10 protein-coding genes are annotated in these 12149 nt (G+C 63.4%); 3 read left to right on the top strand and 7 right to left on the bottom strand.

From position 1 onward, the window contains the following. Nucleotides 1-39: 39 nt before the first annotated feature. Entirely contained in the window at nucleotides 40-1707 is a 1668-nt protein-coding gene (gene ggt, locus MRBLPB4O_RS23905) for a gamma-glutamyltransferase (RefSeq protein ID WP_341796787.1), read from the top strand. Between the two features lie 132 nt (nucleotides 1708-1839). Here ggt and MRBLPB4O_RS23900 read toward each other — a convergent pair whose 3' ends face one another. Further along, a complete protein-coding gene (locus MRBLPB4O_RS23900; protein ID WP_341796786.1) occupies nucleotides 1840-3759 on the bottom strand; it encodes a methyl-accepting chemotaxis protein in 1920 nt (639 codons plus the stop codon). 287 nt (nucleotides 3760-4046) lie between these two features. Further along, nucleotides 4047-4940 (bottom strand): neutral zinc metallopeptidase, encoded by an 894-nt coding sequence (locus tag MRBLPB4O_RS23895; RefSeq protein ID WP_063422447.1) that lies wholly within the window; start codon nucleotides 4938-4940, stop codon nucleotides 4047-4049. 200 nt (nucleotides 4941-5140) lie between these two features. On the opposite strand from MRBLPB4O_RS23895, the gene pcaH reads away from it, so the two are divergent. Together pcaH and pcaG are read left to right on the top strand one after the other, a co-directional pair. After that, nucleotides 5141-5860 (top strand): protocatechuate 3,4-dioxygenase subunit beta, encoded by a 720-nt coding sequence (gene pcaH / locus MRBLPB4O_RS23890; RefSeq protein ID WP_016489110.1) that lies wholly within the window; start codon nucleotides 5141-5143, stop codon nucleotides 5858-5860. A gap of 10 nt (nucleotides 5861-5870) precedes the next feature. Further along, nucleotides 5871-6476 (top strand): protocatechuate 3,4-dioxygenase subunit alpha, encoded by a 606-nt coding sequence (pcaG, locus tag MRBLPB4O_RS23885; protein WP_003251601.1) that lies wholly within the window; start codon nucleotides 5871-5873, stop codon nucleotides 6474-6476. 35 nt (nucleotides 6477-6511) lie between these two features. Here pcaG and MRBLPB4O_RS23880 read toward each other — a convergent pair whose 3' ends face one another. The 5 genes from MRBLPB4O_RS23880 to MRBLPB4O_RS23860 form a co-directional block, all read right to left on the bottom strand. After that, nucleotides 6512-6946 (bottom strand): cupin domain-containing protein, encoded by a 435-nt coding sequence (locus MRBLPB4O_RS23880; RefSeq protein ID WP_341796785.1) that lies wholly within the window; start codon nucleotides 6944-6946, stop codon nucleotides 6512-6514. Between the two features lie 103 nt (nucleotides 6947-7049). After that, complete coding sequence (locus tag MRBLPB4O_RS23875) at nucleotides 7050-7955, bottom strand: LysR family transcriptional regulator (protein ID WP_341796784.1); 906 nt, start codon at nucleotides 7953-7955, stop codon at nucleotides 7050-7052. A gap of 57 nt (nucleotides 7956-8012) precedes the next feature. Further along, nucleotides 8013-9098 carry a tRNA (uridine(54)-C5)-methyltransferase TrmA gene (gene trmA / locus MRBLPB4O_RS23870; RefSeq protein WP_341796783.1) on the bottom strand — a complete coding sequence of 362 codons (1086 nt, stop codon included), beginning with the start codon at nucleotides 9096-9098 and terminating at the stop codon, nucleotides 8013-8015. Beyond that, nucleotides 9095-10390 carry an NCS2 family permease gene (locus MRBLPB4O_RS23865; RefSeq protein ID WP_016497921.1) on the bottom strand — a complete coding sequence of 432 codons (1296 nt, stop codon included), beginning with the start codon at nucleotides 10388-10390 and terminating at the stop codon, nucleotides 9095-9097. Before MRBLPB4O_RS23865 ends, trmA begins: the two co-directional genes overlap by 4 nt. 221 nt (nucleotides 10391-10611) lie before the next feature. After that, nucleotides 10612-11832: an MFS transporter gene (locus MRBLPB4O_RS23860; protein WP_341796782.1), complete on the bottom strand. Its 1221-nt coding sequence runs from the start codon at nucleotides 11830-11832 to the stop codon at nucleotides 10612-10614. Between the last annotated feature and the right edge of the window lie 317 nt (nucleotides 11833-12149).

Here is a 12149-nt window from a genome sequence, read left to right as displayed (position 1 = left end):
TTACTGACTGCTCAACAAAAACAACACCAAGGAAGTGTCATGCGTATCGTCCCGTTCCAGTACCTGGCTCTCGCAGCCGCGATCCTGAGCTGTTCCTCGGTTTATGCCGCCACGCTGGAGGGCGGCGCAGTGGCTGCGCCCGATCAATATGGTGCACAGGTAGCCGCCGATATTCTGAAAAAGGGCGGCAACGCGGTGGACGCCGCCGTGGCAACCGCCTTCACCCTGGCTGTGACCTACCCGGAGGCCGGTAACATCGGCGGTGGTGGGTTCATGACCCTGTTCGTCGACGGCAAGCCCTACTTCCTGGATTACCGCGAGGTCGCGCCGAAGGCCGCTACACGCAACATGTACCTGGACGACAAGGGCGAGGTCATCGAAAACCTCAGCCTGGTCGGGGTACGCGCCGCGGGCGTGCCTGGCACGGTGATGGGCCTGTGGGAGGCGCACCAGAAGTTCGGCAAGCTGCCCTGGAGCGAGCTGCTGACCCCGGCCATCGGCTATGCAAAAAACGGCTTCAAAGTGGCGGAAAAGCAGTACCAGTACCGCAACGATGCCCAGGGCATGTTCAAGACTGCGACCAACTTCAATGACTATTTCGGCAACATGAAGGTCGGCGAGCTGTTCAAGCAGCCAGAAATGGCCCAGACCCTGGAACGCATCGCCGACAAGGGCGTGAGCGAGTTCTACCAGGGCAAGACTGCCGACCTGCTGGTGGCGCAGATGCAGGCTGACAAGGGCCTGATCACCAAGGATGACTTGAAGGATTACAAAGCCGTATGGCGTGAGCCGATGGCGGTGAGCTGGCGTGGTAACGTGGTCTACACCGCACCACCGCCAAGCTCTGGCGGCGTCGCCCTGGCCCAGTTATTGGGCATCAAGGAAGACCGCGCGGCGGACTTCATGGGGGTGGCGCACAACTCGGCGCAGTACATCCACCTGCTGGCTGAAATCGAGAAGCGCGTATTCGCCGACCGTGCCGACTACCTGGGCGACCCGGCCTTTACCAAGGTGCCGGTGGACCAACTGGTGGCCAAGGACTACTTGGCCAAGCGCGCCGCGCAGGTCAACCCGAAAGCCATTTCCGACACCGACAAGGTCAAGCCGGGCCTGGAGCCGCATCAGACCACGCATTTCTCGATCGTCGACAAGCAGGGCAACGCGGTCAGTAACACCTACACCCTCAACCTCGACTACGGCAGTGGCGTGGTGGTGAAGGGCGCAGGCTTCCTGCTCAACGACGAGATGGACGACTTCAGCGCCAAGCCCGGCGCTGCCAATGCCTTTGGCGTAGTCGGTGGCGATGCCAACGCAATCGAGCCGGGCAAGCGCATGCTGTCCTCGATGAGCCCCAGCCTGATGACCCGTGATGGCAAGGTCGAGCTGGTCATCGGTACCCCGGGCGGTTCGCGGATCTTCACCTCGATCTTCCAGGTGATGAACAACCTGTACGACTATGGTATGCCGCTGGACAAGGCGGTAGCGGCACAGCGCGTGCACCATCAGTTGCTGCCCAAGGACACTATCTACTTTGACAGCTATGCACCACTGACCGGGGCGGTGGCGGATGATCTGAAGAAGATGGGCTACGTGCTTGAGGACCAAGGCTGGGAGATGGGCGATATCCAGGCGATCCGGGTGGACGGGGCGAAGCTTGAGACCGCTTCCGATCCGCGGGGGCGTGGGGTGGGGATGATCGTCAAGTAATGCCTGCCAGATCGCTGGGAGGGCTTTGCCCTCCTTTCGCGGCACAAGGCCGCTCCTACAGGGGAACGCGATCTCCTGTAGGAGCGGCCTTGTGCCGCGAAAGGGCCGCAAAGCGGCCCCGGGTTACCCAGGTCAGACGCGGAACTGGCTGACCAGTGTCTGCAACTGCCCACCCAACCGCGCCAGCTCAACGCTGGCCGACGCCGTCTCGTCACTGGCCGCCGCCGTCTGCTCGGACACATCACGCACATTCAGGATGCTGCGGCTGATCTCTTCCGCCACTGCACTCTGTTGCTCCGCCGCCGCAGCAATCTGCTGGTTCATCGACTGGATGCTCGACACCGTGCTGGTGATGTTCTCCAGCGAGGCGCCGGCCTTACGTGCCAGTTCGACGCTGCTGTCGGTCAAGGTACGGCTGCCCTGCATGGCGTTCGCCACTTGCTGGGTACCATCCTGCAGGCTGGCAATCAGCGCTTCGATTTCTTCGGTGGACTTTTGCGTGCGCTGGGCCAGGCCGCGCACTTCGTCGGCGACCACGGCAAAACCACGACCGGCCTCGCCGGCACGCGCCGCCTCGATCGCCGCATTGAGCGCCAGCAGGTTGGTCTGTTCGGCCACCGACTTGATCACGTCCATCACGCTACCGATCTTCTGGCTTTCCTGCTGCAGCAGGTTCATGGCTTCGGTGGAGCGGTGCATGTCCTCGGCCAGGCGCTCGATCTGGCCAATCGCCTCGCCTACTACGCGGTCGCCGGCGCGGGCTTCGTCGTCGGCACCGGTGGCGGCATGCGAGGCCTGCTCGGCATTGCGCGCCACTTCCTGAACGGTGGCGGCCATTTCGTGCATGGCGGTGGCCACCTGGTCGGTCTCGACCTTCTGGCTGTTGGCGCCGGCACTGGTCTGTTCGGTCACTGCCGACAGCTCTTCGGCGGCGCTGGCAATCTGGGTGACGCCATCGCGTATGCCGCTGATCAGCTCGCGCAGCGTGGTGCCCATGCGCGCGATGCCTTGCTGCAGCACGCCCAGTTCGTCGCGGCGGGTGATGCGCGCATGCTGGGTGAGGTCGCCGCTGGCGATCTTTTCTACCGCTGCCAGGGTTTCACGCAGTGGGCCGGTGATCTGGCGGGTGATCAGTACCGCTGCCAGTACGCCGACCAGCAGTGCCAGCAGGGTAGCGATGGCCTGCAGGGTGCGGGCCTGGGTGCTTTCGATGTCGCGGCGTTCCAGCTGGATCTGGTACAGCGCATCGCTGCGCTTGACGATATCGGCGCCCTGCACGGTCATTTCGGCGCGTGAGGTGGTGATGTTGGCGACCGCGTCGCGGAACTGGCGCACGGCATCACGGTAGGCCAGTACCGAGCGTTCGAACTGTTGCAGGCGGGCGTCTTCGGCGGGCAGCTGGCGCTTGAGGTTGTCGATATCGGCTAGCGCTGCATCCAGCTGGCGCAGGGCGGCCTGCTCGTTGGCAGCACTGTTGTCGGCAATGTAGCCGCGCACGTCGATGCGCACCTGCAGCAGTTGCTGGCGGGCCTTGCTGATCAGCTGGTACTGGGCCAGGCGCACGCTGTCGGCCTCTGGGCGCGCCATGACTTCCTGGCTGAGGGCGTCCATGGCCTGGTCGGCGCGGGTGGCCGAGCCGTCCATGGCAACGCGCGCAGCGCGGGTGGCGTCGTAGCCTTGGCGCATCTTGTTCAGCGACACCTTGTAGGCGCTGATGGTTGCGCCCAGCTCATTCAGCAGCTTGACGTTGTCCGGGCTTGTGAAGGTGCTGGCCAGGTAGGCCTGCTGCTTGCTGAAGGCATCCAGCTTGGTCTGGGTGTTGGCGGCGGCAGCATCGTCGCCGTTGGCGATCATGTACTGCAGGCGCGCGATGCGCAGGTCGGTCAGGTCTTTGTTGAGCTGGCCGATGTCACCCATCCAGTTGCTACGGTCGATCAGGCTGCCCAGGCTGGTCCAGCCGGTCAGAGCCAGCAGGCCGGTGAGGATCAGCACCAGGCCGAAGCCCAGGCCAAGTTTGAGGTTGACGCTGATGTTAGCGAACCAGCTGTTCATGCACGCTCTCCAGAAGTAGTTTTCGCTCTCTTGATCTTCGATCGCAAGGCGTTGTTGTTCTGGCTGCCCGCTGATTCGTGCAGGGGTTATCGGCAATGATCAGGGAAGCTGAAACGCTTTTTCAGCAAAAGACGGTCTTGCACCATCACTCAGGCTGCCGCCTCACCTTGTAGGAGCAGCCTTGTGCTGCGAAGAGGCCGGTAAGGCTAAAGATTGTCTTCGGCTGCAATGGCCTCTTCGCAGCACAAGGCTGCTCCTACAAGGACCGCACCTGCATGCGGCAGATGTTAGAGGCTGCGCGCGCTGAAGGTATCGCAGCTGTTCACCTCACCTTGGGCAAACCCGGCTTTGAACCAGCGCACCCGCTGTGCCGAGGTGCCATGGGTGAACGAGTCCGGCACCACGCGCCCACGGCCTTGCTGTTGCAGGCGGTCATCGCCAATGGCGTTGGCGGCGTTCAGCGCTTCCTCGACGTCACCCGGTTCCAGCCAGTTCAGGCGCTTTTGCGCCTGGTAAGCCCACACGCCGGCGAGGCAGTCGGCCTGAAGTTCCTGGCGCACCAACAGGCCGTTGTCGCCCTCCATGCGCTGGCCGTTGCGGCGTGCGGCATCGACCTTGGCCGAAACACCCAGCAGGGTCTGTACGTGGTGGCCGATTTCGTGGGCGATCACGTAGGCCTGGGCGAAGTCGCCCGCCGCAGCGAAGCGGGTTTCCATTTCGCGGAAGAACGACATGTCCAGGTACACCCGTTGGTCAGCCGGGCAGTAGAACGGCCCCACCGCCGCCGAAGCAAAGCCACAGGCCGAATTGACCTGGCCACTGAACAGCACCAGCTTGGGGTCGCGGTATTGCTTGCCGGCTTCGGCAAACAGCGCTTTCCAGGTGTCCTCGGTATCGCCCAGCACCGAGGCGACGAACTCGGCCTGCTGGTCGTTGGCCGGTGGCGCCTTGGCGCCTGTGCCACTGGGTGCCGTTTGCTGTTGCTGCTGTTCCATCTGGCCGGTGAGCTGGCCAAGAATCTGCAACGGGTCCTGTCCGGTGAGCCAGCCGATGCCAACGATCAGCAGAATCGCCCCAAGCCCCAGCCCTTTGCCGCCGCCGAAACGCATGCCGCCGCCACCGCCACCTTCACCCCGGGCATCCACCACGTTGTCGCTGCGTCGGCCTTTTCGCCATTCCATGAGTGCTCTCCCGAGCGTGAAACAAGAAGACAAAGATTAGTTCAGGAACTGCACAACTGTCAGGCCAAGGTGTTAATCCATAACCATTTGGTTATGTATGGAGTGGTCGATTTCAATATTAATTGCGCGCGACCTCCCGGAAACTGTAAGTCCGCCTGCCACGCCCAGGCGTTCACATAATTCCAAGAGAGGAATCCGGCATGCCCGCACAGGACAACAGCCGCTTCGTGATCCGTGATCGCAACTGGCACCCCAAAGCCCTTACGCCTGACTACAAAACGTCCATTGCCCGCTCGCCGCGCCAGGCACTGGTCAGCATTCCACAGTCGATCAGCGAAACCACTGGTCCGAACTTCTCCCACCTGGGCTTCGGCGCCCACGACCATGACCTGCTGCTGAACTTCAACAACGGTGGCCTGCCAATCGGCGAGCGCATCATCGTTGCCGGCCGCGTGGTCGACCAGTACGGCAAGCCTGTGCCGAACACCCTGGTGGAGATGTGGCAAGCCAATGCCGGTGGCCGCTATCGGCACAAGAACGACCGTTACCTGGCACCGCTGGATCCGAACTTTGGTGGTGTCGGCCGTTGCCTGACCGACAGCGACGGCTATTACAGCTTCCGCACCATCAAGCCGGGCCCGTACCCATGGCGCAACGGCCCGAACGACTGGCGCCCGGCGCACATCCACTTCGGCATCAGCGGCCCGTCGATTGCCACCAAGCTGATCACCCAGCTGTATTTCGAGGGTGACCCGCTGATCCCGATGTGCCCGATCGTCAAGTCGATCGCCAACCCTGAAGCTGTACAGCAGTTGATCGCCAAGCTCGACATGAGCAACGCCAACCCGATGGACTGCCTGGCCTACCGCTTTGACATCGTGCTGCGCGGCCAGCGCAAGACCCACTTCGAAAACTGCTGAGGAACCCGCCATGCCAATCGAACTGCTGCCGGAAACCCCTTCGCAGACCGCCGGCCCCTACGTGCACATCGGCTTGGCCCTGGAAGCGGCCGGCAACCCGACCCGCGATCAGGAAATCTGGAACCGCCTGGCCAAGCCAGACGCGCCAGGCGAGCACATCCTGCTGCTCGGCCAGGTGTATGACGGTAACGGCCACCTGGTGCGCGACTCGTTCCTGGAAGTGTGGCAGGCCGACGCCAATGGCGAGTACCAGGATGCCTACAACCTGGAAAACGCCTTCAACAGCTTTGGCCGCACCGCTACCACCTTCGATGCCGGTGAATGGACCCTGCACACGGTGAAGCCGGGTGTGGTGAACAACGCGGCTGGCGTACCGATGGCGCCGCACATCAACATCAGCCTGTTTGCCCGTGGTATCAACATCCACCTGCACACGCGCCTGTATTTCGATGACGAAGCCCAGGCCAACGCCAAGTGCCCGGTGCTCAACCTGATCGAGCAGCCACAGCGGCGTGAAACCTTGATTGCCAAGCGTTGCGAAGTGGACGGGAAGACGGCGTATCGCTTTGATATCCGTATCCAGGGGGAAGGCGAGACGGTGTTCTTCGACTTCTGATGGAAACCCAGGGCCGCACAGCGGCCCCGGGGCTATCAGCCGTTCACAGGCTTCAGGTCAAACGCATCGGCCTGGTACTGGAACAGCAGGCAATCGGCCGCCGCAGTGCATCCGCTTTCATGCACCAGGTCGGCCGGCAGCCTGTAGTAGGACCCGGCTGAAAACTCGGTGCGTTTGCCATCGATTACCGCGTAGAAAGTACCCTTCAGCACCACGGTCGGCAGTGCCTGGCTATGCTGGTGCAGACCGTTGTCGGTCCCTTTCCTGAATTTCACATAGGCCGAGTAAGGCCCCTTGCCGAAAATGTTCCCCTCAACGTTGGCGTAGCTGACTGCGCCGTTGGTGTTGGGTACGTCCTGCCACTTCAATGCTGCACTATCGGGTACTGACACGGTTTTTTCTGCTGCGTTGATGCCAACGGCCAGGGTGGCGAGCGCCACGCCCGCAATGATTGCCTGCAATGCCTTCATGGTGGTGTTCCTTCGTTGAGTGACAGTGCAACGAAGCCTAACCAAACAGTTTCTGCACAAATACGGCTCTCGGTGCGCATGACTTGTTCCTGATTTGCACAGATCAGGCCTGCCATCTCGGCTGCGCGTAGTAGGTTTGCGCATAGTCCAGCAACGCCCGCACTTTGGGCGCCAGGTAGCGGCTTTGCGGGTACACCGCATACAGGTTGCGTGGGGGCAGTTTCCAGTCGTTGAGCACCGGCACCAAGCGCCCGTCCAGCAAGGCGTCATGCACGATGAAACGATCAAAGCTGGCAATGCCCAGCCCGCCAATGGCAGCAGCGCGCAGGGCCATCGGCGAGTTGGCGCTGAGGCGCCGGGGCATCAGGATGTTGCGCTGTTCACCCTCTGGGTTGGTCAGATACAGACGCTGTGGGTGAGGCAGATTGCTGTAGCCGAGCAGGGGATGGTCAACCAGTGTGTCGAGGGAAGTTGGCGTGCCGTGACGTTCCAGGTAGCGAGGTGCCGCCACCAGTAGCACCTCGCTGTGGGCCAGCAGGCGGGCTACCAGGCTGGAGTCGGGCAGATGATCGGTAATCCGAAGGCAGACATCGATTTGCTCTTCCAGCAGGTCGATGAAGCGATCGCTGCAATTGAGCTCGACCTGCAGCTGTGGGTGGCGCTCGACGAAGTCCGGCAGCCAGCGCCCCAGTTCAAGTTCGCCGAACGCAGTTGCCACGCCCAGGCGCAGGGTACCCGCGGGTTGCTGCTGATGCTCCGAAAGCTCCAGGGTCATCGCCTGCATCTGTTCGAGGATCTGCACGCAGTGGCGGTAGAAGAGTGTTCCTGCTTCGGTCAGGTGCAGGCGGCGGGTGGTGCGGGTGAGCAGTTGCGTGCCCAGCTGGCGTTCCAGCTGTTTCACCTGGCGTGACAGCACGGTGTGGGACAGGCCTGCCTGGCTGGCGGCGGCACTGAAGCTGCCGAGGTCGACGACCCGGCGAAAGGCCTGCATGGCGTTCAACTGGTCCATCGGTACAGCTCCCCTGAAGCGCCCGGTGGAGCCTTGCAGGCCCCACCGGGTAGCAGATCAGCGCCGCACCAGCAACACGCCGCTTTCCATGTGATGGGTATACGGGAACTGGTCGAACAGCGCGCAGTGTTCGATACGGTGGGTATCTTGCAGCTGGGCGATGTTCTGCGCCAGTGTCTCGGGGTTGCAGGAGATGTACAGGATCCGCTCGAAACGCCGGGTCAGCTCGCAGGTGTCAGGGTCCATCCCCGCGCGCGGCGGGTCGACAAACACAGTGCCGAAGTCATAGCTTTTCAGGTCGATGCCTTCCAGGCGACGGAACGGCCGCACCTCATTCAGCGCCTGGGTCAGCTCTTCGGCCGACAAGCGTACCAGGCGGACGTTATCCACAGCGTTCTCGTCGAGGTTGCTGAGCGCGGCATTGACCGAGGTCTTGCTGATTTCGGTCGCCAGCACCTGGCGCACGCGGGTGGCCAGCGGCAGGGTGAAGTTGCCGTTGCCGCAGTACAGCTCCAGCAAATCGTCCTGGCGCTCGCCAATGGCCTCGAAGGCCCAGCTCAGCATCTTCTGGTTCACCGCGCCGTTGGGCTGGGTGAACGCGCCTTCCGGCTGGCGATAGCTGAACACACGGCCAGCTACGTCGAGTTTTTCCACCGCGTAGTCGCGGCCGATCACCAGGCGCTTGCCCTTGGAGCGGCCGATGACGCTCACGCCCAGCGCTTCAGCCAGTTGCCGCGCTTCTACTTCCCAGGCCTCGTCCAGCGGGCGGTGGTAGCACATCGTGATCATCGCATCGCCGGCCAGAGTGGTGAGGAACTCCACCTGGAACAGGCGGTTGCCCAGTTCCTCGCTGGCCTGCCATGCCGCCTTCAGGCGCGGCATCAGTGCATTGATGCGCTGGCTGGCAATGGGGAAATCCTCGATCAGGATCGCCTTGTGCTTCTCGCCCGGGGCAAACATGGCGTAGTGGCGCTGGCCATCCTCGCGCCACAGGCGGAACTCGGCGCGCAGGCGGTAGTGCTCGCGCGGCGAGTCGAAAACAGCCGGTTCCGGCGCGCCAAATGGCGCCAGCAGCTCGCGCAGCCGGGCCACCTTGGCGTCCAGCTGGGTGGCGTAGGAGGAGGGGTCGAAAGCAGCACTCATGCGTTGAACCAGCCCAGCTTGATGACGAACAGGATGGAAAGGATCACCAGGGCCGGGTTCAGGTCGCGGTGGCGGCCGGAGATCAGCTTGACGGCGGTCCAGGAAATGAAGCCGAAGGCGATGCCGTTGGCGATCGAGTAGGTCAGCGGCATGGCCAGGGCCGTCACCACCACCGGTGCGGCTTCGGTGACGTCGTCCCAGTTTATTTCTGCCAGGCCCGAGGCCATCAGCACGGCGACGAACAGCAGCGCCGGCGCGGTGGCGAACGCCGGCACGCTACCGGCCAGGGGGGCGAAGAACAGCGCCAGCAGGAACAGCACGGCAACCACGATGGCAGTCAGGCCGGTGCGGCCACCGGCGCTCACGCCCGCAGCGGACTCGATGTAGCTGGTGGTGGTCGAGGTGCCCAGCAGGGAACCGGCCATGGCGGCGGTGCTGTCGGCGATCAGGGCGCGGCCCATTTTCGGCATGTGGCCGTCCTTGCCCATCAGGCCGGCGCGCTTGGCCACGGCGATCAGGGTGCCGGAGTTGTCGAACAGGTCAACGAACAGGAACGCGAAGATCACGCTGATCAGGCCCACATCGAGGGCACCGGCGATGTCCAGCTGCAGGAAGGTAGGTGCCAGCGAAGGTGGCATCGACACGATACCGCCGAACGGCGTGACGCCCATCGCGATCGACGCGACGGTGACGGCCAGGATGCCGATCAACACCGCGCCGCGCACCTTCAGCGACTCAAGGCCGACGATCAGGAAGAAGCCCAGGGTGGCGAGAATCACCGACGGCTGCTTGAGGTCGCCCATGCCCACCAAGGTGGCCGGGTTATCAACGACGATGCCGGCGTTATGCAGGGCGATCAATGCCAGGAACAGACCGATGCCGGCGGCAATAGCCGAACGCAGCGGCAGCGGGATGCTGTTCACGATCCACTCGCGGATGCGGAAGATCGACAACAGGAAGAACATCACCGCCGACAGGAACACCGCGCCCAGCGCCACTTGCCAGGTGTGGCCCATGTGCAACACCACGGTGTAGGTGAAGAACGCGTTCAGGCCCATGCCCGGCGCCAGGGCGATCGGGTAGTTGGCAATCAGGCCCATGGTCGCAGAGCCGATGGCCGCTGCCAGGCAGGTGGCGACGAAGATCGCGCCCTTGTCCATGCCGGTCTCGCCGAGGATGCTCGGGTTGACGAACAGGATGTAGGCCATGGCCAGGAAGGTGGTGACGCCCGCGAGAATCTCGGTGCGCACGTTGGTGTTGTGTGCTCTTAGTTGAAACAGCCTTTCCAGCATGCCCGCTCCCCAAGGCGCCCCCGGCGCCATGAATGTATCGACCCCATCAGCAAAGCACAGACCGTACCGGTTGCCGTGGTTTTGTGTGGGGAGGAAAAAAGCCGCGCATCATACCAGCATGCTTGGCAGGGGCCTATGGCCGTTGGGGAATGGGTTTCCATGGCCGGTACCGGCCCTGTGGGGTGGGCTTGTCCCGCGAAGAGGCCGGCACAGGCAACTGATCAACCGTTATGCAACCGGTCCCGCTTGGCCAGTGTCGGGAACATTTTTATCCACAGCCCCGTCACCAGCAGTGTGCCCACCCCGCCCATCACCACCGCCGGCACTGTGCCAAACCAGTGCGCCGTCACCCCCGATTCGAACTCGCCGAGCTGGTTCGAGGCACCAATGAACAAGCCGTTGACCGCGCTCACGCGCCCGCGCATTTCGTCCGGGGTTTCCAGTTGCACGAACGAACTGCGAATGACCATGCTGATCATGTCCGCCGCGCCCAGCACCACCAGCACCGCCAGCGAGAACCAGAACGAGGTCGACAGGCCGAAGGCGATAGTGGCCACGCCGAACACGCCGACTGCGGTGAACATGGTTCGCCCGACGTTGCGCTCGAACGGGAAGCGCGCCAGCCACAGCGACATGCACAATGCCCCCACCGCTGGCGCCGAACGCAGCAGGCCCAAGCCCAGCGGGCCGGTCAGCAGGATGTCCTTGGCGAACACCGGCAGCAGCGCGGTGGCCCCACCCAGCAGTACGGCGAACAGGTCCAGCGAAATGGCGCCGAGGATGTCGGGACGACTGCGAATGAAGCGGATGCCGGCCAATAGCGATTCGATGCTGGCACGCCCGCGCTGCACCACCTGGCCGCGCGCCTGCAGGCTCAGGGTGAGCACGCAGGCGATGGCATACAGGGCCACGGTGGGGCCATACACCCAGAGGCTGCCAAAGGCATACAGGAAGCCGCCCACCGCCGGCGCCACGATGGTTGCCGACTGGGTAGCCGACGCCGAAGCCGCCACCGCTCGCGGGAACAGCCCGGGCGGCACCACGTTAGGTAACAGCGCCTGGGTCGCCGGCATTTCGAATGAGCGCGTGGCGCCCAGCAGGAAGGCGAGGGCGAAGATCAGCTCGCGGGTGACGTTGTCGGTGGCGCTGCCCACCGCCAGCGCCAGGGCGATCAGCCCCTGCAGGCTCTGGCACAGGGCGGCGACCTTGCGCCGGTCATAGCGGTCGGCCACATGCCCGGTGTGCAGCATGAACAGCACTCGCGGGGCGAACTCGACCAGGCCGACCAGGCCCAGGTCCAGCACGTTGCCGGTCAACTGGTAGAGGTGCCAGCCAATGGCCACGGTGAGCATCTGGAAGCCACTGGCGGTGAATACACGGGCCAGCCAGAAGGCCAGGAAGGGGCGGTGGTGACGCAACAACTGCGGTGCGGAATCGGACATCGGAAACCAGGGGCCTCGGCGCAGTAGAGGGGGGGCGCAGCGTATCACCTGTTTGTAACAAGCGGTTACTGTTTGCCCGGATCTGCACTTTTTCACGCGTTATGAAAGAGGGTGGGGCAACCGGTCACGCGGCAAACAGCCACACGGCCCGCCGGTCTATTCGGGACTATGCTTCCTAGCATTCGTTGATCTGGGTCAATCGTTCCAGATTCAACGAATTGGCCCTCTGGGCCGGAATCCCTGCGATCGAACAGAACAATTCCAACGCGCCGTACTCGACCAAGTGGGGGCAGTGGGCGACTTGGGCCACAAGCCCG

Origin of the sequence: Pseudomonas sp. LPB4.O (genome assembly GCF_038383825.1) — a bacterium.
Lineage (GTDB): Bacteria > Pseudomonadota > Gammaproteobacteria > Pseudomonadales > Pseudomonadaceae > Aquipseudomonas > Aquipseudomonas putida.
The sequence above is the reverse complement of the archived record's forward strand: the minus strand, read 5'-3'. Positions and strand labels throughout refer to the sequence as shown.

Excerpts from the sequence above, each read along its gene's own strand:
- MRBLPB4O_RS23875 (WP_341796784.1), bottom strand. The coding sequence starts at position 7,955 with ATGGACCAGTTGAACGCCATGCAGGCCTTTCGCCGGGTCGTCGACCTC.
- MRBLPB4O_RS23900 (WP_341796786.1), bottom strand. The coding sequence starts at position 3,759 with ATGAACAGCTGGTTCGCTAACATCAGCGTCAACCTCAAACTTGGCCTG.
- pcaH (WP_016489110.1), top strand. The coding sequence starts at position 5,141 with ATGCCCGCACAGGACAACAGCCGCTTCGTGATCCGTGATCGCAACTGG.
- MRBLPB4O_RS23865 (WP_016497921.1), bottom strand. The coding sequence starts at position 10,390 with ATGCTGGAAAGGCTGTTTCAACTAAGAGCACACAACACCAACGTGCGC.
- MRBLPB4O_RS23895 (WP_063422447.1), bottom strand. The coding sequence starts at position 4,940 with ATGGAATGGCGAAAAGGCCGACGCAGCGACAACGTGGTGGATGCCCGG.
- MRBLPB4O_RS23880 (WP_341796785.1), bottom strand. The coding sequence starts at position 6,946 with ATGAAGGCATTGCAGGCAATCATTGCGGGCGTGGCGCTCGCCACCCTG.
- trmA (WP_341796783.1), bottom strand. The coding sequence starts at position 9,098 with ATGAGTGCTGCTTTCGACCCCTCCTCCTACGCCACCCAGCTGGACGCC.
- ggt (WP_341796787.1), top strand. The coding sequence starts at position 40 with ATGCGTATCGTCCCGTTCCAGTACCTGGCTCTCGCAGCCGCGATCCTG.
- MRBLPB4O_RS23860 (WP_341796782.1), bottom strand. The coding sequence starts at position 11,832 with ATGTCCGATTCCGCACCGCAGTTGTTGCGTCACCACCGCCCCTTCCTG.
- pcaG (WP_003251601.1), top strand. The coding sequence starts at position 5,871 with ATGCCAATCGAACTGCTGCCGGAAACCCCTTCGCAGACCGCCGGCCCC.